The sequence below is a fragment of the Paenibacillus oryzisoli genome, assembly GCF_001653565.1.
GTDB classification, from domain to species: Bacteria; Bacillota; Bacilli; order Paenibacillales; family NBRC-103111; genus Paenibacillus_E; species Paenibacillus_E oryzisoli.
This window is the reverse complement of record NZ_LYPB01000069.1, coordinates 443,906-468,193: the sequence shown is the minus strand read 5'-3', so window position 1 is coordinate 468,193 and position 24,288 is coordinate 443,906. Positions and strand designations below refer to the sequence as shown.

13 protein-coding genes are annotated in these 24,288 nt (G+C 43.8%); all 13 read left to right on the top strand.

What is annotated here, in order from left to right; all coding sequences use genetic code 11:
- Nucleotides 1-1,572, top strand: a 1,572-nt coding sequence (locus A8708_RS16310; RefSeq protein ID WP_068665211.1) for an Ig-like domain-containing protein, incomplete at its 5' end; no start/stop codon positions are given.
- Nucleotides 1,573-1,955: 383 nt separating this feature from the next.
- Nucleotides 1,956-3,857 carry a golvesin C-terminal-like domain-containing protein gene (locus A8708_RS16305; RefSeq protein WP_068665209.1) on the top strand — a complete coding sequence of 634 codons (1,902 nt, stop codon included), beginning with the start codon at nucleotides 1,956-1,958 and terminating at the stop codon, nucleotides 3,855-3,857.
- Between the two features lie 224 nt (nucleotides 3,858-4,081).
- Complete coding sequence (locus tag A8708_RS16300; protein ID WP_068665208.1) at nucleotides 4,082-10,288, top strand: golvesin C-terminal-like domain-containing protein; 6,207 nt, start codon at nucleotides 4,082-4,084, stop codon at nucleotides 10,286-10,288.
- Nucleotides 10,289-10,308: 20 nt separating this feature from the next.
- Entirely contained in the window at nucleotides 10,309-11,994 is a 1,686-nt protein-coding gene (locus A8708_RS16295; RefSeq protein ID WP_068665206.1) for an S-layer homology domain-containing protein, read from the top strand.
- Between the two features lie 118 nt (nucleotides 11,995-12,112).
- Nucleotides 12,113-13,651, top strand: a complete 1,539-nt coding sequence (locus A8708_RS16290) for a response regulator (RefSeq protein WP_068665204.1) — start codon at nucleotides 12,113-12,115, stop codon at nucleotides 13,649-13,651.
- A 5-nt stretch (nucleotides 13,652-13,656) separates the two neighbouring features.
- Nucleotides 13,657-15,450 carry a cache domain-containing sensor histidine kinase gene (locus A8708_RS16285; protein ID WP_068665258.1) on the top strand — a complete coding sequence of 598 codons (1,794 nt, stop codon included), beginning with the start codon at nucleotides 13,657-13,659 and terminating at the stop codon, nucleotides 15,448-15,450.
- A gap of 188 nt (nucleotides 15,451-15,638) precedes the next feature.
- Nucleotides 15,639-16,601, top strand: a complete 963-nt coding sequence (locus tag A8708_RS16280) for an ABC transporter permease (RefSeq protein WP_068665202.1) — start codon at nucleotides 15,639-15,641, stop codon at nucleotides 16,599-16,601.
- Entirely contained in the window at nucleotides 16,595-17,455 is an 861-nt protein-coding gene (locus A8708_RS16275) for a carbohydrate ABC transporter permease (RefSeq protein ID WP_068665200.1), read from the top strand. Before A8708_RS16280 ends, A8708_RS16275 begins: the two co-directional genes overlap by 7 nt.
- Before the next feature lie 80 nt (nucleotides 17,456-17,535).
- Nucleotides 17,536-19,089, top strand: a complete 1,554-nt coding sequence (locus tag A8708_RS16270) for a type 2 periplasmic-binding domain-containing protein (protein ID WP_068665198.1) — start codon at nucleotides 17,536-17,538, stop codon at nucleotides 19,087-19,089.
- An 84-nt stretch (nucleotides 19,090-19,173) separates the two neighbouring features.
- On the top strand, nucleotides 19,174-21,477 hold the full coding sequence (locus A8708_RS16265; RefSeq protein WP_068665196.1) for an FAD-dependent oxidoreductase: 2,304 nt from the start codon (nucleotides 19,174-19,176) through the stop codon (nucleotides 21,475-21,477).
- A gap of 190 nt (nucleotides 21,478-21,667) precedes the next feature.
- Complete coding sequence (gene sigK, locus A8708_RS16260; protein WP_068665194.1) at nucleotides 21,668-22,369, top strand: RNA polymerase sporulation sigma factor SigK; 702 nt, start codon at nucleotides 21,668-21,670, stop codon at nucleotides 22,367-22,369.
- 70 nt (nucleotides 22,370-22,439) lie between these two features.
- Nucleotides 22,440-23,111 carry an ABC transporter ATP-binding protein gene (locus tag A8708_RS16255; protein ID WP_068665192.1) on the top strand — a complete coding sequence of 224 codons (672 nt, stop codon included), beginning with the start codon at nucleotides 22,440-22,442 and terminating at the stop codon, nucleotides 23,109-23,111.
- A gap of 348 nt (nucleotides 23,112-23,459) precedes the next feature.
- Nucleotides 23,460-24,275, top strand: a complete 816-nt coding sequence (locus A8708_RS16250; RefSeq protein ID WP_068665190.1) for a nucleotidyltransferase domain-containing protein — start codon at nucleotides 23,460-23,462, stop codon at nucleotides 24,273-24,275.
- Nucleotides 24,276-24,288: the final 13 nt, after the last annotated feature.

Below are 24,288 nucleotides of genomic sequence, written 5' to 3'. Positions count from 1 at the left end.
GCTAATGATGCCTCTGGCATTGTGGGAAGTACGATTATTACTATCGCAGCTATCCCCGTCACAAGTATCACCGTGACAGGTAAAGGTGAAGCAACAAGCGTACCAATTGGAAGTACGCTGGTAATGAATGCAGATGTGTTGCCTTTGAACGCTACGAATGCTTCCGTTACATGGAGCGTAGCGCCAGGTACGGGAAATGCAACGATAGATGAGACGACAGGATTACTGACGGGTACAGCCATAGGAGAGGTCGTCGTTAAGGCGACAGCGAAAGATCTATCAGGAATCTATGGAACGAAGACCATTACAATCGCATCTTTAATGGTTAATAATATCGTCGTAACCGGAGCTGATGATGCCACAACGGTAACCAATGGAAACTCTTTGCAGATGAACGCGGCGGTTTGGCCAGAAAATGCAACAAATACTAATGTCACATGGAGTGTGGTTGCAAATACAGGGAATGCGACAATAAGCGCGACGGGGTTATTGACAGGTACACAAGTCGGTACCGTGACAGTAATTGCAACGTCAGCAGATGGATCGGCGACCAAAGGGAGCACGATGATCACGATTGCTGCAATACCTATTAGTCAAATTAACGTTAATGGTGCAGGAAACTTAACAACCGTAGTGGCAGGAAATACGCTGCAAATGATTGCCAATGTACTTCCTGCAAATGCGACGACCACATCAGTGACCTGGCATGTATATGGCAATCCGGGATCAGCAACGATTAGTGATTTAGGCGTGCTTCATGCAATTGAACCAGGTATTGTTACGGTTACTGCGATAGCTACAGATGGCTCGGGTGTATATGGCAGCACAGCTATTACAATAACTCCGGTACCAGAAATACCTGTTCTGACGATTAGTATCTCTGTAAAGGAAAGTTCAAATAGAGATGCTGTCGTCATTGGGGGAACACTTCAGTTGGAAGCATCCGTACTACCATTAAATGTAACTAATTCTTCAGTAACATGGTATGTTTATGGAAATGGGAATGCAGGAAACGCATTAATTAGTCAAAGTGGTTTGTTAACAGCGACTGGAATTGGGACAGTTACGGTCGAGGCAAGGGCGAATGATGGATCAGGTATCATTGGCAAAAAAGTAATAACGATCACATCGAATGCACCTCTGATTACATTAAGTCCAATTGCAACCCAGGTTCAAGGTAAAGTAGTTGTGTTAAAAGGGACAACCAATCTAAATGGTGTGACCCTTACAATTATGGCCCCTAACGGGGGCGTACTAGCTAGTTATAATGATGTCACTGTAGCTAATGGCACTTTCAGTGAGGCAGGGTTTGCCTTACCTGACAATGCGGAGGCAGGGATGTATACTCTCATCGCTAACAATGGCATCATCTCAACGCACACAAGCTTTGCTGTTATTCTAAGTTCTACTTTTGCCTTACTAGATCATGATCATAATGGTCACATACAAATTGACGAAATTGTTACTTATATACAATCCGATAGCCCAACACGAGATCTTAATTTGGATGGTAAAATTGATCGAGAAGATATTACGTTCATCTTAAGTCTGATTTCCTCAATGAAAGACTAGAGTTAGATAAGCCTCCCAGTAGAAGGGGGGCTTATTTCTTTTGGTTCAGAGTGTTTAAGGATTATTCCATAAATAAGTAAATTTTAAAATGAATGGAATTAATCTAACGATAGGAATAATAGAATGACAATAATTGATACATTTAGTGTAGATTTCATGTATACAGCACTTCATCCGTTAAACCATATAATAAAAGAAACAAGGGAAAGAGGTGATAGAACAATGAGGACATAACATTAAAAAAACGAAAAGCGTATCAATAACGGAAGGGAGAAATGTTGTTTTTAAAATTTGAAAGCGCTTACCGATCTGTATGAATGCTGCCATTACTAATGGTTAAAGGGATGTTTAATTGTACTTCGACCAGAAAAGGAGCGTAGATGATGATGACAATAAGCATGAATAAAAGTGCTTCATTCGTCTTTTCAGTAATTCTTGCAATATTGCTTGGGCTGATTACTGCTGGAATCGTCAGCCAGACTGAGGTTAAGGCTGCTGCTACAACCTATTATGTTGCCACGACAGGTAATAACGCGTATCCAGGTACATCGAGCCAGCCCTTTGCTACGATTCAAAAGGGAATTGACATGGCGGGAGCTGCTGGCCCGGGCTCTACTGTTATTGTAAGGGGAGGGACGTACAATATAACATCACCGATCACGATCACGACTTCAGGTACAAGTGGCAATCCGATCACGCTCATGGCATACCCAGGGGAAACACCGGTCATTTCAGGTCAGAATACGTACCCGAATCACCCTCTTAGTCTTGAAACAATGACTTATACGGGGCCGCCTGTTACTAATGATGGAGTGACATATAATACGGGGCAGCAGTTCACTTTTTCCTGGAATGCTTTGTTGAGAATTACAGCAAATTATATCGACATTGACGGACTTGAAATAAAGGAGTCTTATGGTGAGGGGATTTATGCTGGCAGTTCAAGCAGCCCCGGATATCAACATATCAACATCACAAATAGTAAGATTCATGACAACCGCAACTTGGCTGTGTTAGTAGATAATGTTGATCAATTTACTCTGGATGGAAATGAATTGTGGGAAAATGCTAATTATGGGCGTTTCAGCAGGTTATCAAGCCAAATGGATTGGCCTTTAATTCTCATGATCAAGAATAGCTCCAATGGGACAATCAAGAACAGCAAAGTATATAACAATTGGGGGGAGGGCATTGGCTTCTGGAATGATACCCATGATGTAGTGTTAGAGGATAGCGCTATCTATGATAATTATGCACTGGGGGTCTATGTAGACAAGGCTAGTTATATCACCATCCAGCGCAATATGATCTATAATACGGGGAATCCGATTTATTTGAGAGGTACCGGCGCTTCGATGGGGATTGCTATAGCGGATGAGCCTTATCTCAGTTATCCAGCAGGACATAACAGGAAAATTATAAACAATTTTCTGAAAGGGAACGGCCAAAATTTTGCTTACTGGAATACGGGATTAGCCACAGGTACCTCATTGAATAACGATCTTATTGCCGGCAATACGTTTATTGATGCAACAAATACGAATATATCAATTACCGGCGGTGCCAACCATGTCAACACAAGGATAGAAAATAATATATTCAAATCAAGTTCGGGTACCTTACAAAATGTAGACCAGAAACCTGGATTGATCTTCTCCAATAACTGTTGGTCCAGCGCTGTCACCGGAGTTGCCTCGAATGGGAATGATGTCATTGGGGATCCTCTGCTTGTTGGCGGCACATTCGGACCCGACTATTTCAAGCTGCAGACCCATTCTCCTTGTATTGCTAAGGGCAAGAATAATGTAACGGATGTTTCAGAAGATTATTATAAAAATGCAAGGAACAATCCGCCAAGCATAGGAGGATATGAGCATCCTACAGTTCTTATAGATAACAGTGATTCGACAAGGGTAAGCAAGACGGGAACATGGATTGCGAGCTCTTTTAGCACCCAAAAGTATGGCGCTGACTATCTGCATGATGGGAATACAGGGAAGGGGTCCATGAGCGTTACATTTACACCTAATCTATTGACTACAAATACTTATGACGTCTATATGTGGTGGAATGCCGATACGAATAGAGCTAACAATGTGCCGGTCACTGTTAACGATGTTATCGGAGCGCACAGTACGACCGTTAATCAGCAGGAAAACGGAGGGCAGTGGAACTTCATAGGGAGTTACACATTTAATGCGGGAACATCGGGTAATGTCATGATCAGCAATACGGGGACAACCGGATTCGTTATTGCGGATACCGTTAAATTTGTTCCGCATTAATTCAGATGAGAGGGTGAATGGGCGACAGCTTGTTCACCCTCTTCTTCATATAGAACAAGAATTGGTACATTAATCATATTTTTTGTGTATACCGAAGTGTAATTCTTGGGTGATAAAATTAATAAATAATGAAAACGATTTCAATCGTTGGAGAGGGTGATTTATTCTTGGAGTAAGGAATCATAGACCGAGGGGATCTGAAATTTTATTAGGAGGTTGTATAAATGAGCAAGTTTACATTAAAAGCATTATCAGGGTTCATGATCTTTATATTCGCTGTAAATACGATGTTATTCAGCGGTGCACAACCTGCAAGGGCAGAAGTGACCCCTAGTGGAAATGTGTATTACGTTGATGCTACGCTTGGAAATGATACCAATGACGGACTGAAAACGGTAACACCATGGCGGACGTTGGACCGGGTAAACAGTCATAATCTGGCGCCGGGTGATAAGGTGCTGTTCAAAAGAGGAGAGAGTTGGTATGGCTCGACATTAAAACCTGCAAGCTCCGGCACAAATACAAGTCCTATTATTTATGATGCATATGGCGTTTCCACGCTTCCCAAACCGAAAATTTCTGGAGCAACGCCAGTAGCGGTGTGGATTGGGCCTGATGCCAACGGAGAATATTATTCTTCGCTGCCTGGGGCAGATGCTTCTAGAACCATCCTTTTGGAAAATGGCAAACGATTAAAAGGGAAAATGCAAGAATCACTAATGCCAGGCCCGGTAAAAGGCTCTCTTACAAACGGTTCATGGGCGTTAGATTTAAACAAGAATAGTATCTACTACAAACCGTCAAAAGGAACTTCCAGTGAAAATACGACGGAACTTGTGACTGGACTAGCGAGAGCATTTGATTCCAATGCCCAAAGCTTTCTGGAGATAAACAATCTTGAATTAACTGGAGGCATGGAGGAGGTAGCCTACATCGCCCCCGGCAGTACACATGTGATTGTAAAAGGAAACGATATCCATGCCGCAGATGGTGCGGGTGTCAGGGTAAACGGATCCTTGGCGATCACGATAAGTTATAACAATGTATATGATATCAATTCAAGAGGTATATGGATTGAAAGCGGTTCCGCAGGAAGTGCGATCACCTATAATAGAGTCAGCGGCATTGGGAAGTTAAGTACGGATGATGGGGAGCTTACCGGCATTGAGGTTGGAGGAACCAATACCCTTTCGAAGCCTTCCATGAATATCATCGATTACAATACAGTGAATGACATTGGCAGGGACTTCTATAAAGGGAAGAACGGAACCAACGCCAGAGGCAGTATGAGCAGTACGGGAATTGCAGTTAATTCATCCAGTTCGAACATCATTAGATATAATAAACTGTCCAGTATTTGGCGGACGGGTATTCAGCTTAAGACTGATTTTGGCGATGCTGCTTCCAATCAGATCCATGAAAACTTGATTTTTGACACGGGGAAAATGTATACGCTTGATGCAGGTAGTCATGGTATTCTGCTAGAAAACAAAAATGGCAGTATCGGCGGATCGAAAATCATGAATAATACGATTGCCAAATCCAAATTCACCAGTAGTTCGGGGAAAGAAGCTGCGCTGGGGCTCAAGGTAGTTGGTGGTGTCACGGTCGATAACTTACAGGTAAAAAACAATATCCTCGCATCCAATGCTGCAGATTATGCGGTTTCAGTCGATCTAGACAGCGGGGCTGCGCTGACCAACTACGTGTCAGATTACAATCTTATGTACCAGACTTCGGGCAATGCGATCTACTGGAATCAAAACGGGGCTTCCCACGTCTATGATTTCGGGCATATTGTCGGTAATGCTGCGGGTTATTATTCTTTTGACAAGTCGCAAGAAAGCCATTCGATCGCCAGTGATCCCCAATTTGTTTCGGTGGAGAAATCGGATTTTCATTTGCTAGCTTCCTCTCCGGCTGTAAATGCAGGGATTGATGTGGGTTTGACTAAAGATTTGGATAGTCTTCCAATGCCGAATAACGGTAGATTTGACATGGGGAGCTACGAGAGTGCATGGAGTAAGGTAGATACGACAGCAGCCATCGTACCAGGAAGTGCGCTAGACCTATCAGGTATGAACGTTGGCCCTGCAGGTCAATACGGCTTTATCCAGATGGATGCGGAAGGAGACCTGCACTTTGAAGGGAAGCCGGAAGAAACTGTTCGCTTCTTCGGACCGAATGTCAATTGGAACATGTCTTTTCCAACGCCTGCTGAAGCGGTAATTATTGCGGACAGACTTGCTGGGATGGGATATAACATCGTAAGAATCCATGGCCAGGATTCCATGGAAACGTGGGCACCGGGTATGTTTAAGACACCAACTTCAGGGGCGGTTGAGCTCGATATGGAGAAGGTCAAACTGCTTGACAATTTTATTTATGAATTGAAGAAGAGAGGCATTTATCTACAGCTTGACGTTTTCCATCTGTATGATTTCAAAAACGTGCCTGGGCTTGGCAACTATGCGGAAGGACAGAGCTCCAAGTATCTTCTTCCTTTTTTTCCGCAAGCTTATGATATGTGGAAGCAGGCAGTCGACTTGTGGTTATCCCATGTGAATGAAAAAACGGGACTGGCGCTTAAAGACGATCCTGCTGTAATCGGCATAAGTCCATGGAATGAGCAGCTTTTGACCAACCTAGTTCCTTCCAAACCGGATTTTAAAAAGTTCTTACTGGATGACTTCAATGCCTTCCTGCAATCGAAGGGCCAATTGCCTGTAACCAGTTATCCGGCATCCTTTTGGAACACCTTCGGACCGATCAAGGGCTATATGATGGACTATTATACGGGTAAAACATTAGCGGTCTACAACAACATGAAGGACCATCTCAAAAATACGCTCGGCGTGAAGGCTGTTATTGGCGGTATGAATCATATTATGAATCCGATGGTGGATTATTGGAGAAGCGAGGCGTCTGATATTCAAGAGACGCATCTGTACTATCAGCCGTTATTTAGCGGGTACCAATACGATCCATCGTCAATGAGGAGATTAAGTAAAGCATTTGACGTCATTGATGGCAGTTTTGAAAACTACTATCCAGGATTATCTTTGAAACAGTTATATGCCAAGCCAGTCTTTCTAACCGAATATCAGGACAACTATCCGATGAAGGGCAGAGATGAAACGGATATATTTACTGGAGCCGTCGGCGCCTATCAGGGCTGGGACATGCTGAACAGGTTTGACTTTGGTTATAACCCTGCACATGCCATCGACAATCTTGGGATTGGGGAATTAGGGAGTTTCGAGATCCTCGGCGACCCTCTGCAAATCATGTCTGAATATGCAGGAACGCTGTTATTCCGAAAAGGCTTCATTGAAAAAGCAGATCCACGATTTATATTTGTACGAGATAAAACGTATAGCACCACGGATGAGAAAGGCGCACAGCCGCAAATTGGGCTTGAAAACCTCTATTATCTCTCTCATTTATATAATACGCAGACGGTTTATGCCGACAAACCAGGAGAACCGCTTACCATCTATAAGGTGACCCCAGATCTGACTCCAGCTCAAATTGCCAGTGGGAATATACCAGCGCAAAATAAACTGAATATCACTTCCACGATGACATTGAAAGAAGCGGCTCAGGTTTTCATCGGCTCACTTGGAAACGAAGATAGAGACATTAAGGATATGCAGCTTGCCTATTTAGACCAGAATAAGTTGATTTCCGATACCGGTGAGCTGATCTTCGACATTGGGACAGATGTATATACCGTGAATACACCTTATTTGGTGGCAGCAGCGGGAACACTCAATCATCACAATTTCATATATGATAAAGCGTCAGCCTCCTTCCAAGGCAGTGTGGACAAAGGCACGTTTATGGCGTCATCCTTGGAAAGTAAACGACTAGATCAGAGCAGCAGAATTTTAGTAACGCATACAACAGATGCGGCAAGTACGGGTGAAAGCCTTACTCAATTAACCAATGGGGAAGTCCTATTCAGCAAAGGGAGCAGACCCACATTAACTAAATTTGGTACAGCCCAGTTCGGTATGACAACAACACTGGATCCAACGCAATTCAAGGCTTACAAGCTGGCGACGAACGGAGCAAGACTGGAAGAAATACCTGTCCAGGTGAACGGTCAGCATATCTCTATTAACCTGGATACGGCGAAAGGGTTTGCTTTTGAACTTGTTGCGTATCCAATTGATCTTCCGATTGTTGTACCTCCAACAACGCCACCTCCGGTTGTTCCACCTGCACCTGTGAAGCCGGCAATGGAGATCACCATCGATAATGGAAGTGCGGAATTCACGGGAACCTGGAGCACAGCCTCGATCAATGCCAACAAATATGGATCAGATTATGCCATTGTGGCTGGAGGCGGAGCAGGTGCCAATAAGATGAGATGGAGGCCGAATATTGAGGCATCCGGCGAATATGAGGCGTACTATTGGTTGCCTGACGGAAATAGTAGTATGGCGAAAAACGTGGCATTTACGGTTTATGACGGCAAAGTAGGCAAAGCCGTATCGGTGGATGAGAGTAAACCCGGCGGGCAGTGGGTTTCGCTTGGCATATATTCGTTGGTGCGCGGCACCACAGGGTATGTTGAAATTTCTGACAACGTGACAGGCAACATTGTTGGTGACGCGGTCAAATTTGTCATGAGAAGTATGATCATGGATGATAGCGATGCGCTGGCAACTGGGAAATGGACGCAATCCAGCTTTAACCCCAACTATTATTCGACTGGTTATGTGAATGCCACTAATGGAGCTGGGGCAAACAAATTAAGCTGGAGACCGTATTTACCAGTGAGCGGTAATTACGATGTCTACTACTGGCTTCCTGACGGTAGCAGCAACAGAGCGAATGCGGCGCCATTTACCATTAATTATAGCGGTGACAACCAAGTGTTTTATGTGGATCAAACTGTACCAGGTGGTAAGTGGGTTGGATTCGGAAGCTTCTTCTTTGATGAAGGGACGAGCGGTTATGTGGAGCTTAATGATAATGCAAGCGGTTATGTGATTGGCGACGCCATCAAATTTGCTCTTCCTAACAGCACACCGCCCGTGACACCAGAGGAACCGACGACTCCAGCTGTCACCGAACCAGTAGAAATTATCGTGGACAATGTGAATGCGGTATCTACAGGAACAGGAACATGGAACCTTGGAACAGCCCAACCTAACAAATACGGTGCCAGCTATAGCACCATTCCGGGGGACGGCACTGGCACACATAAATTCAAATGGACGCCAACGATTACTACAGAGGGCGATTATGACGTGTATTATTGGCTTCCGGATGGCACCAGCAATCGTCCGAGTGCAGCCCAATTTACGGTTTTCTATAGTGGAGGCAGCAAGCTGTACACGGTTGATCAAAGGGTTGTTCCAGGAGGCAACTGGATCTTGCTTGGCAAGCATCACTTCGTTCCGGGAACTTCCGGGTATGTGGAGTTAACCGATAAAGCAAGCTATGGCAATATCATTGCCGATGCAATCCGATTTTACTTGCCGGCAACCCCGCAAGTTGATATGCAGCCGCCTTCATGGCCGGGAGGAGGTCAAATGACCGTCAGCAATGCTACCTACAATAGCGTTACTTTAAACTGGCTGCCTGCAACCGATCTTGTTGGTGTAACCAATTATAAAATCTATCAAGATGGGGCCTTGCTGCAAACCGTTGGAGGAAATGTATATCAGCTTGATGTAACAGGCCTTTCAGCGAATACTTCCTACAAATTTAAGGTTACAGCTGGAGACGCAGCTGGCAATTGGTCAACGGAGAGCTTGACCACAACAACGAAGTTGAATGTGAGTGCAGCGAATTCACTGTATACCTCTTTTGACAATAAAGCCAAGATGATGGAAGCAGGGGAAGAAACAACATTAAGTTTACTGTCGTCCGCTGCTGTATGGGGCGGGAACTTCAGCATCTCCTACGATAATAGCTTATTGGACGTGGGGACAGCAGACATTATGCTGAGCAGTCAGTTGGCTAATCTTGGCGTTACGGCATCGGTCTATACAAATGTGTATAGTTCGAGCGGTATTATTTCCATTCAATTTCACTTAAGTGAACAGATCAACCCGCAGCCTGGCATTTCCGTCGAACTCCTGAAAATTAGATTTAAAAGCAAACAGGCAGCAGGCAAGGTGCCATTTATAGTTCGCAAAGAAAGTTTGATATCGAATAAAGACGGCAGCTTTACGTTCGCTCAAAATGATTATCAGGACAACATGATCCTGGCGAATTCCAATATTGACGGCGTTGCTATGATGAACGAACAAGCCTATGTAAAGGTGCTAGGCTATATCGCCAATCATTCGAGACTGACTAGCAGCGATAACAATTTTGATCCAAGACTAGACATGAATATGGACGGAAAGATCGACATCGTGGATATGGTCTATGTGTATAAACAGCTTAACCTACTGAGAAGTCATCCGTAACCAAAAGGAGAGAGAGCACGATGCGGAATGTACGAACAATACTTCTGTCGTTACTATGTCTATTCGTTGCGGCAACTGCGATGGATACACATAAAGCACATGCTTTGAGTAGCAGTACCATCGTAGCAACGACAGACCAAACAAGCTATTACGTAGGCGATACCATCAAGGTCATCATCAAGGGAGAGAATATTCTCGACTTGAATGGGGTCGGGTTTACACTGCATTATGATCCAAGCCAGTTAAGTTTACAGGGAGATGGTCTTGTGTTATCTCCCTCGTACGAAACTTTTGGCGGGGCGATTGTAGATACAACCAATGGGAGTCTGACCTATGACATATTAAATAAGACTCCAGTTCAAATTACCAAAACCGAAGCTATAGGTCAGATCCATTTTAAAGCGCTGAAGAGCGGAACAGGGATGATACAATTACATGGCATTACAGCTGTAAACGGTAATTTGGAGCAGATTCAGTCCAGTACGCAGATGCAGACTGCATTCAGTATCGGCGTACGAATACCTGGGATTGAACCGACTGATTCTTCATCGTCTATTCCAACTTCAAGCACACCAATAACGACTCCCAAACCGTCGACAACTCAGATTATTCTAGAAAATGATTTGCCTGCCGCCGTTAAGGGGAAAATAACCATCCAAATGGAAGAAGGCAAGAATACGGTCTTGCTGCCAAGCCGTCTTACTGACCTGATTGGAGAGAACAGTCTTCAAATTGTGCAGAAAGATTTTACAATTGAAATTCCCAAGGAAGCCCTCAAATATATGCAGGGAGCTCTCGCTGGCAAACAAGTTGACGGTGCACAACTTAGCTTCTCGGCAATCATTGCCACTCAGGATGATATTGCTAAATTTATTCAAGGAGCAACAGACGGTTCTACCCGTGTCGTTACGGCAAGTCAAGTGTATAATTTTGGCTTACATGTTGTAACAACAGATGGAACGCGCATACCTATCATAACGTTTAAGGAACCGTTGGTCCTTTCATTTCAAGTGAATCCGAATACGGACTCTCATCTCTTAGGCTTGTATTATTTTGCGCCAGACGGAACGATTCAATATATGGGGGGCACATTGGTGAATGGTAGTATGACCGCAAAACTCACCCATTTCAGTCCATATGCCGTGCTGGCCTATGATAAAACATTCTCAGATGTAGCTTCCTCCTTATGGGCTAGCCGTGTAATTAAGGAAATGGCAGCCAAACATATTATTGAAGGTGTCACAGATACGGAGTTCAATCCTGGGGGGAATGTGACAAGGGCGCAATTTGTAGCTTTGCTTGCAAGAGCTTTAGGTTTGAAAGCGATTGGAAGTGCTCACTTTAAGGATGTAAATCCGGATGATTGGCATGCACAGGTAATCGCGGCAGTAAGTGAAGCGGGTATCGTGCTTGGACGCAGTTCAGATACATTTGCACCTGACGAACCTATTACGCGCGAAGAAATGGCGGTTATAACTGTTCGTGCCTATGAGCATGTAAATGGCGAAAAAGTAACGGTGACAAACACCAATTCGTTTAGTGATCAAGCTCAAATTAAAGAGTGGGCACAAAATGCAGTACATGCTGCACAAGAAGTTGGTTTGATTCAAGGACGCAGCAACAATCAATTCGTGCCGCAAGCGCTGATGACGCGTGCTGAAAGCGCGCAAGTGATTTTCAATCTTTTGTCCAGTATACAAAAATGATCTCGTCATTGCACCGACCGTAGGCAGGTTCTATAATTAAAGAATAACCATTGTAGTGAGAAAGCCCCAAAATCATTTGGGGCTTTCTCCAATCAACACGCTGAATGGAGACCTTTGCATGGATGATCATGTTTTAAGCGTACTTATTGTGGATGATGAAATTCTCATTCGCCAAGAACTGCAAATGTTTGATTGGGAATCTCGAGGATCCGTACTTGTAGGCGAAGCTAGCAATGGTGAAGAAGCGCTTGCCTTTTGCAGAAAGTATGTACCCGATGTGATTATAACAGACATTACAATGCCAGTTATGAATGGACTGGCATTAATTCGAACCTTGAAGAACGAGTTCCCACAGATTCAGGTTGTTATTCTTAGCTGCCATAGTGACTTCGAGTACGCAAGAGAGGCTTTAAAATTAGGGGCTATTGGATATGTCGTCAAAGTCATGATGGATGACAGCGAGATAGAACAAGCACTTGTAGAGGCAAGAAGGTCAATTGAAAAGGAAAAATCTTACAGTACCAAGAAACAGGAAGAAAACAGGTGGAACCAATCCAAGTTGCTTGGACAACTGCTGAATCACAATCACAATGATTCAACGAAGCTCTTATATAAAAGCTTGGCAGATAATGGGCTTCCGATTGCGTTTCCACTCCAGATTGTACGGTTTTATGTGGAAGCCAAGCATGGTGATTGGCTATTCGTTGACCGTGAGGTTCGGCATGTATTAGGGAGCTATGACCATGATTTTGCCTGGGTGCCGGTGGATATCGGAGAGCATTTTGCGTACTTTGGTCATCCAAGTAAAGATCGCATTTCCATCATGAAAACGATTGAAGCGGTCATTTCTGATATGCATCACAGACTGAAAAGTATACACTTGCATAAGCCTGAATGCATTCATATCTATGCTTCCATTAGTGATGATGTGGAAAATCCTGAACAATTCAATCAAACATTCCAAGAAATGAATTTGTGGAAAAATGATTATTTCTACAACAACAGTAACCATGTGTTCTTGGGGAAACCAGAAGGCACACATGCCATTGAACCAAAGGCCCTGGCTGGGATTGAAGAGAAGATGAAAAAGGTGATCTGGAATCAGGCGGGGTTATCGACTTTTATTGAAGGAGATTTTCTCGATTGGGCAAGGGAACATCGCATTATTCCGAATGATCTCAAAAAGTTAGTCCATAAATGGCATGTGTTATGGAATGAAGAGCTTGGGGATTCGAATGAGGATGTCATATTGTCTCAGCATACCTACCAGACTGTGACTCTACATGAAATGATTGCAGCGTTGATTCAAGATATCTACATCAATTTCGGCAAAGAAAACAGGTATAGGCCAGAGATTCGCCTCGTCATGAAGATCATACGAGAGAAGATCAGTCAGCCCCTCAGTCTATCCTCTGTAGCTGAAGAAGTAGGCTTCAGCTCCCCTTATCTCAGTCGTTTATTTAGCGAAGAGGTCGGAGAATCATTTAATGATTACGTTACTCGGCTTCGTATGGAAAAAGCAGCATTTCTTCTGAAAAATATGAATCTAAAAGTATATGAAGTAGCTGAACAGGTTGGGATTCCAAGTTATAGATATTTCTCAATCGTCTTCCGCAACTGGATGGGCGTTACGCCATTGGAGTTTAAAAAAGGATGATACAGATGAAGAATAAGGTTTTTGTGAAAAGCTATAGAAACTACGGCATGGCAACCAAACAGTTTTTATTGCTTTTTGTGCTGACCGTCACCATATTTATGACAATTTCTTGGAATAACATCGGGATATCGAAAAAAAGCCTTGAAAACAAAATGATTGAGGATTCCAAGCTCACGGTCTTGCGGACAAACACTTTTTTGAATATGTATCTGGAAAACATTACGAATATTTTGCTGCTTATTTCTGCGCAGAAAGATCTGATTGAAAACGGAACCAATGAAGCACAAACTATTTTGCAGCATTATGGCGAATTGAACAGCCATCTTATTAAAACACTTTATTTGGTGCGATCAGATGGCATGGTTTGGAGCAGCAAGCAAGTCCTGTATGAGATCTATGGCAATCCTATGCTGCCAAAATTAAATGAAATGGGGAGTCAAGGGGTTGAAGGATTAAGGTGGAGTGAACCATATGAAACAGCCTTATCGGATCGAACGGTCGCTTTTATTTTTCCAATAAGGAGTAAGGCTAACAAGTATTTGGGATCAGCAATCGCCGAGATTAGCATCGAGTATTTGAATCAGAAAATCATTCCCATGATTTCAAGCAGTGAACAGTCGATCATATTGAGTTCATTAGCAAACGAGCCGATTGTTTTTGATCCTCAGAGCGAACTTCTGCCTTATGAGAAAGGTTTTTTTCCACCCGTGATTACGAGTGATTTTATGAAAGGCATCGGGCAGATGAACGATGGTGTAGACAGTACTGAATTAGGAACACAGTATTATATTGTTGCGAACTCGAAAGGAAATAATTTGGGCTGGCGTGTGTCCTTGCTCATGAATGAAAAAATATTGAATGCAAATGTTTCAAAGCTATACCACAATTTTGCCTTTACTGCTTTGCTTTGGATTATCGTTTTTTTGTTCGGCTCCTTTCTGATCTCCTATTATTTTACGAATCCCATACGGAAGCTCGTCCTTAAAATGAATACTGTCACCAAATATGGACGATTATCCAATATTGAAATGGAGCGTGAAGATGAAATCGGACAGCTTGCCATGAGCTATAACTCCATGATGGACCGGATTAATGGCCTAATTCGTGAAATCAGAGAAGTTGAGGTGCAGAAACAAGCCTATGAATTAAAAATGCTGCAAAGCCAGATTGGTCCCCATTTTTTATATAACACATTAGCTGGGATCGGGAGTTTGGCGAAACAGGGGCGGAATACGGAAGTCCGGGATACGATTCGCTCACTTGTCAATCTGTTGTCGTACAGCTTTGACAAAAGGTATGAGTATATTGCGCTCGAAGAAGAAATCGAAGCTCTGAACAGCTATATCTATATCCAAAAAACAAGATATGGCGATTCATTCACCTGCCATTTTGATATTAGTCCGGAATTAATGAGATGCAAAGTGCTTAAGCTTACTCTGCAGCCTATTGTCGAGAATGCTATCTTTCATGGCTTGCTTTCAAAGAAAAGCTCCGGCACAATCGAAATACGAGGTAGGTTGATCAAAAACACAATGAGAATATACGTGATAGATAACGGAATCGGCATGGAGAAGGAGCAGTATAGAAAGCTGTTGATTTCCAGTAGTGAAAGGAAGTTGAGAGACGGGTTTAACAGTATCGGCATCATGAATGTGCATGAACGGATTCAGATTTATTTCGGTAATCAATACGGTCTGCATATTGTAAGTCGTATACATCGAGGGACGATTGTCCGTATCGATCTGCCCGTTATGAATGATGATCACGAGGTTGAAATGTCGGGAATACGCAACATGTAAATAGACCATCAGTGCAATTATGCCTGATGGTCTTTCCTTTGAAATCTAGACAAAATCCATTACATAATTGAACTTTTTATGTATATCTGTCTATATGACAGGGGCGATATAATACATGTAGAAAGTAAATGAAAGCGGTTTACTAGGGAATCTGAGGCTTGAAAGTCCTCACATGGAGGGAATCGGAGATGCAGGAAGACTTGGCAGTACAACGGTCTAAGGTGGTTCATCGGAAGTTTGTAAGGAGTAAATTTGTGCTCAAAATATGGAAGTATAGAGCTTTATATGCGATGCTTTCTCCTGGCATCCTCTACTACTTGATATTTAAGTATCTGCCCATGTTCGGGATTATCGTGGCATTCAAAGAGTACAACATTACCAAAGGTATTCTGAGCAGCCCTTGGGCGGATCCCTGGTATAAGTATTTTGAGGTTTTTGTCAGTTCACCCTATTTTTCGCAACTGCTGACGAACACGCTTTTAATTAGTTTGTATAAACTTATATTTGGCATGATTCCGCCCATTATTCTGGCGATACTGCTTAACGAATGCAGGGTTTCGTGGTTCAAAAGGTTTATCCAAACCTTGAGCTATATGCCGCACTTTTTATCGTGGGTAATTATTTATGGGATATTAATCGCATTATTATCACAGGATAGCGGCTTGTTCAATCGATGGATTGTTGAAGCCGGCGGTAAAGCCATTCCATTCCTGACATCGGAGAGTTGGTTCAGAAGCATATTGGTTAGTTCGGACATCTGGCAAAACATGGGCTGGGGAGCAATCATTTATCTGGCCGCAATCGCAGGAATCGATCCCTCCCTATATGAAGCAGCAACAATGGATGGGTGCAAACGAATTCGCCTCATTTGGCATGTGACGCTTCCTAATTTACGATCGATCATCACGATCCTTTTAATCTTAAGACTTGGGAGTATTATGGATGCAGGATTTGAACAAATCTATGTCCTGTATAACAGTTATGTGTATTCCGTAGGAGATATCATTGATACATGGGTGTTCCGGACAGGTCTTGAACAGTTGAATTTTAGTTTAGCCGCATCCGTTGGCTTATTTAAATCGATTATTGGCTGTATCTTGGTTTTACTTTCTAATCGAATCGCGAAAAGGTGGGGTGAAGGTATATGGTAAGGGGGAAAGGAGATCGAATTTTTGACGGCTTCGTCTTCTGTTTTCTGATCGCTGTCGGCATTACTGCTTTATTCCCATTATTGTATGTGTTCTCGGTTTCACTCACACCTTTTTCTGAGTTATTGAGGAATGGCGGGTTTGTCATTATACCAAAATCAATTACTTTTGCAGCGTATAAAGAGCTATTCTCGATGCCACGTATACCGGATGCGTTTCGAGTAACGCTGTTTATTACCGTCGTAGGCACGATTGTTAATATGATACTAACGATACTGCTGGCTTATCCATTAAGTAGAAAAAAGCTTCCTGGTCGTAGTTTTTTCTTGTTGATGATTGTCTTCACTATGCTGTTTAGTGGAGGGATCATTCCATCCTACTTGACGGTTAAATATTTGGGGTTGCTGAACAGCATATGGGCCATGATTATCCCAGGAGCAATTTGGAGTTTTAATGTATTAATCGTAAAAAGTTTTATTGAAAGCTTGCCAGAGGAGCTACTGGAGTCTGCCAGTATAGATGGCGCTAAAGAGCTACGGATTTTAATGCAAATTATTGTTCCACTATCCATGCCAGTTATTATGACGGTGAGTCTCTTTTACATGGTCGGGCATTGGAATGAGTTTTTCCAGGCGATTCTATATGTGACACCGATTAAGCTTCAACCGCTCCAGATCGTTGTCAGATCCATCTTGATGCAATCCAATCAAGCTTTTGAAAATCCAGAGGTCACATTGCCTTCCGCTACGCTGCAGATGGCAGTTGTCATTTTTGCGAGTGCGCCGATGATTATTGTATACCCGTTTATTCAGAAATACTTTACAAAAGGCATGATGCTTGGTGCGATTAAGGGTTGATATTTTGACAAGGTATTTCGTAGCTCGTTACCGATGCTTGTCAAATTCAATAAATAAGAAAAATAGAAGGGTTGATTACAATGAAGAAATTAAGGGTCTTAACAACGGTTCTAGCCATGTCGATTCCAGTTGCTGTTATTATGGCCGGATGCTCTAATGGAGCAGAAACTAACCAAACAGCTGCAACCAGTGCACCAGCAGCAAGCAAAGCGCCAGCAGCACCAGTGAAAATTGAATGGATGCAAGTAGGATGGGGCACGAATGTGCCTACTAGCGATGACTTTGTCAAGAAGGAATTGGATAAAAAATTAGGAACAAACCTTATTTTAACCTCTCCAGCTACTAATGAAGATTATCAGAACCAATTAAACGTACGCTTGGCTGGCGGGACGCCACCGGATGTGTATCAAATATTAAATAGGGACAGCTTGCTTAAAAGCATTTCTACGGATAGTTTGTTGGATCTAACCCCCTACTTGAAAACCAAGTTGAAACCATTTGCTGACTTTGTTGGCGAAGATACACTGAATAACGATAAGGTAGACGGAAAACTATACACGATTACGAAGAAGCCAGGTGTTAGTTCTAACAGTTATTGGCTCCGGAAAGATTGGCTGGACAATTTAAACTTAAAAGTACCAGTTACGTTGGATGATTTGTATGCGGTTGCGAAAGCCTTTACAAATGATGACCCTGATAAAAATGGCAAAAAGGATACGTATGCAATTACGGGATCAGGATTCGATGCCTTCTCGGTTATTTATGGCGCATTCGGCGTAGGCTCTCCTACTCCAAACAACAGTCTGCCGGAAATCTATGTAAAAGACAACAAAATGGTTAGTTCGCTGTATGATCCCAATATGAAAAATGCGCTTGCTTTCATTAAGAAAATGATTGATGAAGGGCTTGTAGACCCCGAATTGCTAGCGTCAACGGGTCAGCAATATGTTCAGAAGGCCATTCAAGGTAAGGCAGGAATGGGCAACTTCTCATGGACAGATCTAGCAAAGGATGCACCTGCGAAGCAAATCAAAGAGGTTAATCCGAAGGCAGAGTGGATGCAGATTGCACCTCCCAAAGGACCAGGCGGCCAATATGATCTTTCTGTAGGAAAAGGAACATCCTTTACTTTATTTGGAATCCCAAAAGCATTAGAGAAGGATACGGCCAAACTAGATAAAATTTTTGACTACATTAATTATATATCCACTAAAGAGGGCAATCGTTTGGTCAGTTATGGCGTGGAGGGACGGCATTATACATTAAACGGTGAAAAAGTAGTTCCTACAGATTTATTGGCCAAAGAAGGGGCTTATACATGGCTCTACCAAGTGACAGGTCGTCCTGAAGCAGAGTATCTGCAAACGAAATTTCCTTCGCAAGCCCCGTTAATTGATTTTGTGCAGAAACAGCCAAGAATGACAGCGTACAATGGCCTTCTGAATCCGCCAGCGGACTTTGTGTCTGCTGATGCTACGCGATTCATCAAAGAAGAATTGTCCAAGTTTATTTACGGTAAAACTTCGTTGGATAAATACGACGAATTCTTGAAAAATTTAGAAACAAAATTCAAATATAATCTGTATTTGGATGGGGCACAAAAACGGTTGAAAGAACTTGGTTATACAAACTAATCTAACAATGCCATACGGAGAGGAGAAACTTGTTTCTTCTCTCCGTACTTGTTCATAGTACACAGAAATTGGAGTGTGGAGAGAGTGACAGTTAAAAAACAGGAACAATATGATGTGGTAGTCTGCGGAGGTGGTTTAGCTGGTTTTTGTGCAGCCATATCAGCAGCTAGGCACGGAGCCAAAACTTGCATCATCCAGGACCGTCCTGTGTTTGGCGGCAACAGTTCCTCGGAAGTGTGCGTGACACCGCATGGAGCGGCTGCTTTTCATGCTTATGCGCGAGAAACTGGCATCATTTCGGAACTGCTTATCGAAGAACGCGCTCGCAACCACGCACCGATCCTTGAGAACGGCTGGACGAATAGCGTGTGGGATATGACGATGTATGATATGGCGATGAGTACGCCAAATTTATCGTTTCACTTAAATACATCTATCGTCTCAGTGATGAAAAACAGTGACCGTACGATCAGCGCTGTTGTGGCACGTGTGGCTAATGCGGAAACGGAAATTACGATAGCGGGCAACATTTTTATCGACTGTACGGGCGACGGCATTGTTGCCGATCAGGCTGGATGCGAATGGCGCTGGGGCTCAGAAGGCATTGAAGAATTCAATGAACCGCATGCTCCGCTCCAGGCAAGCAAGGATACAATGGGTAATTCCATTCATTTCAGGGCCAAGGATATGGGGCGTCCGGTCCCGTTTCAAGCGCCGGAATGGGCGGTTAAGCATGAAGACCCAGATTATTTTTATAAGCAGGGAAGGCCTTTTCAAAGTTTGCATGGCGGATACTGGTGGATCGAGATAGGCGTTCCTTGGAATACCATCTACGATTCTGAGAATATTCGACACGAATTGACACGCCATGTCCATGGCATATGGGACTGGATTAAAAATAAGGATCCAGAAATGAAGCATAAAGCGGCCAATTTTGCGCTGGACTGGATTGGGCAGGTGCCGGGCAAAAGGGAGAGCCGCCGTATTATGGGGCATTATTTCATGACAGAACACGATCCTGCCAACAAAACGGTATTTCCGGATGAGATCGCCTTCGGTGGTTGGTTTATTGACTTGCATACACCAGGCGGTTTACTTGCTCCGACAGCAGAACCCGCAAGTGCGGAGGGATACGCGGAAACGAGTGAATATGCGATTAAAAGCTATTGCGGGCCGTATGGTATTCCACTTCGGATCATGATTGCGAAGGATATCGATAATCTCATGATGGCGGGACGCAACGTAAGTGTGACGCATGCTGCGTTGGGGACGGTCCGTGTCATGTCGACGACGGCACTGATGGGTCAGGCTGTAGGAATAGCCGCTGCGTATTCGTTAAAAAACGGGATTCCATTATCGGAGATTCCGACTCGCGGCATTAAGGAGGTACAACAAATACTGCTTCGAGACGGGTGTTTCTTACCGAACGTAAGTAATGAGGATCCAAAAGACTTGGCGCGCCGGGCTATAGTTACGTCAAGCAGCGAGGCCAAATTAGTTGGCGTCGGGCCGGAAAGCCGTGGAGTGTCTGGTCTGAAAGAGCGGAGCAAGCAACCAGATGCTAGAAAGGCAGAACCGTTAAATCATCGCCGCGGACAGCTTATTGCGATTGGCGAGGAGGGATTGGATGCTGTTTTCATTTGCCTGAGTAATCCGACCGATGGGGTTCAGTTGGTGGAAGCGGGAATTTATCCCGCCGATCATATCTGGGATTACCGGGTTAATACGGGGAAAGCGCTGGCGACAACCGTTTTGCAAGTACCTCCGGGCGTAGATCAATGGATCGAATGGCCGGTTCAGCTAGATCATGACGCAGGCTTGATCACAGGAAGGTATGTTCGTCTGGATTTGATGGCGAATCCGCATGTGCATTGGTATACGGCCGGAACATTTGAACCCGGACATGTCTCTTCTTTTGAAATGGGCAAAGGTAAAATGCGCAGATATGGCGGCACGCTCAGTTTTCGTGTCGAACCCGCTCAATCCTGCTATGGCGCGATGAATGTAATTAATGGAGTTACTCGACCGAGCAAATACACGAATCTATGGAGATCCGATCCCAATTTGCCAAATGCGCAGTGGATACAGTTGAGTTGGCCTGATGAGCAGACGATTAGTTGCGTTGAATTGACGTTCCCCGGTCATTTGTTGCACGAGTATCACGTGTATGAGCCTTTCTACAGGGATCCCCAATGTCCCAGAGACTACAGTATACTTGCCTGGGTAGATGAGGAATGGGCTGAACTGGAAAGGATCCAGGACAATTATCAAAGGCATCGCAAACACCAGTTGCATTCACAGATAAACACAACGAAGCTGAGACTAGTCATTCACGCAACGAATGGCGACCCTAGCGCCGCCGTTTATGAGATTAGATGTTATTCATAATTAAACAGAAGCCTTTTGAGGTTTACATTTGTATTGAGCAAGATAAATATACGGTATCTAATATATGAGAGAAAATATTCGTGAGATCCGTACAGGCACTTCTAGGCACACACCCACATACACTAATAGTAGTCTGCAAAGCGGAGCTTCAAAGTCTGCTACGATTCGCAAACACTCAGGGGGTGCTGGAATGCCAGGATTTTTTAGTGCGATCGCCGTCTTAATCAAGCAGCTCACGTTGCTTGTATCTTACGTGAAGAACAACGCTTTTCCACAACCACTCACCGAGGCAGAAGAAGAATTACACTTGCGTCAAATGGCAGAAGGTAATGATCACTCCAGGAACAAGTTAATTGAACACAATTTGAGACTTGTCGCGCATATAGTGAAAAAATTCGACAATACGGGCGAAGATTTGGAGGATCTGATCTCGATTGGTACGATTGGATTGATCAAAGCGATCGAGTCGTTTTCGCCGAATAAGGGGACAAAGCTCGCGACTTTTGCAGCGCGTTGTATCGAGAATGAGATCTTGATGCATCTGCGTTCCTTGAAGAAAACGCGTAAAGATGTATCCTTGCATGATCCGATCGGAACGGATAAAGAGGGGAATGAGATTACGTTGATTGATATCCTCGGCAGCGAAGCTGACGATGTGGTGGATGCGGTGCAGTTGAAGATAGAGAAGTCGAAGATATATAAAAATTTAGAGATATTGGACGACCGCGAGAAGGAAGTTGTGGTCGGACGGTTTGGTTTGGAGCTTGGCGGGGAAGAGCGGACGCAGCGGGAGATCGCGAAGGAGCTGGGGATTTCGCGTTCTTATGTGTCGCGGATAGAGAAGCGGGCGTTGATGAAGCTTTATCATGAGTTTTATAAGGCGAAGCGGTAATAGCATTAAAAGGTTAAGGGAATTGCATGTATCGCAGACTTCATTCATTTGGCAATGGGGGGCGAAGAGAATGACAGCCTTAATTCAAATTGAGCATGTGAGTAAATTTTACCAGATGGGCGGGGAGACAATCCGCGCCCTAGATGACATTTCGCTAAATATTGCACACGGCGAGTTTGTGGCTATCATGGGGCCATCGGGCTCCGGAAAGTCCACACTGATGAATATCATCGGCTGCTTGGACGTATCGGACGAAGGGGTTTACACGCTGGATGGGAAACAGATCCATGCTATGCGAGATACCCAATTGGCCGAAATTCGGAATCAGAAGATCGGGTTTGTGTTTCAGAGTTTCAATCTACTGCCGAGGTTAAGCGCTTATGAGAATGTAGAGCTGCCGCTGATCTATCGGGGGCTTACAAGAAAGCAGCGGGAGCCTTTGGTTCTGCAAGCACTGGAAGCCGTCGATTTGTTGGATCGCAGGAAGCATATGCCATCGGAATTGTCCGGCGGACAGCAGCAGCGTGTCGCGATAGCACGAACGTTGGCTGGAGATCCGGCCATAATTTTGGCGGATGAACCGACAGGTGCACTGGATTCGAAAACGGGCATCGAGATCATGGATATTTTCACGAGGTTGAATGACCAGGGGAGAACGATTATTTTGATTACGCATGATCATGCGGTAGCACAGCAGGCGAATAGGATTGTGAGGTTTCGGGATGGGCGTTTGGTTCATTAGACTGGAATTGAGAATAGGCTTGGTAAGAATTCATCGACTTTCCCCGAGGGGCGAATAGATTTGCGTGGCGACATCTGGTTGTTTTTATATGTTTTTGTACATTTATGGTTGTTCAACTATCAACCACATAGTTCATTTTAATCACAAATATAGACCAGCATATATAACGATAGAAGCACTCCCCTTCAATGTTTAGTCCGATACTAGGTTTTTGTGAATACGGAAGATTTTGAGCAATTTTAATTCATATTGTAATGGTCCTAAATGCCCTATTAGGATGTCTTAAATACCCCTATAGATTTGATAGTTGATATGTTAGGATTACTTAAAAAAAGGAAGATGCTAACTATGGCTTATCCATTAGAGGGCATTACGTTACGAGCACATCATAAAGATTCGATTGATTATCTAGCAGGTAAGCTCAGCCTAGACCCTTCGATCCTAGCAATTATTATTGCGGGGTCTGTTGCAAAAGGGATTGCACGTGAGGACTCCGATATCGATTGTTATCTGGTCGTTAGCGATGAAATGTTTGAAGAAAAGAAACGACAAGATCAATTGTTTTATTTTGCAAAAGAGGGATGTGATTACACAGGTGGCTATTTCGATGGGAAAATCATACCATATCACTTTCTTGAAGCTGCTGCACTCAGGGGGAGCGAACCTACCCGTGCTTCATTCGAGAAGGCGTTCGTTGCATTCTCACAGATTCCAGGAGTGGATGATCTAGTTGCAAAAATCCCCGTGTATCCGGAAAAAAACAGGGAAAAAAATTTCCAAGATTTCTTTGCACAAGTAGAGCTATATGGTGGATACTTTGCAAATCGGGCTATTGAAACGGGAAACGAATATTTATTAATCTATTCGATCGGACAGGTTACTTTATTCGCCGGAAGGCTGCTGCTAGCTTACAACCGTGTGTTATTCCCATGCCACAAGTCTATGATGGCTGTGTTGAGAACGCTCACTCATATACCTGAGCGTTATTTTGAGTTGCAAGAGGATATGTTACTTAATACCAACAGGGAAACGATCCGGGCATTCGTGGAATGCATTCGTTCCTTCCATGCATGGGGGATAGCTCCTCACGAAGCAGTGAGCCGGTTTATCCTAAATAACGAATGGAACTGGCTGGAGGATGAGCCCCCACTGTCTGATCGGTAGTATATTTAATTCT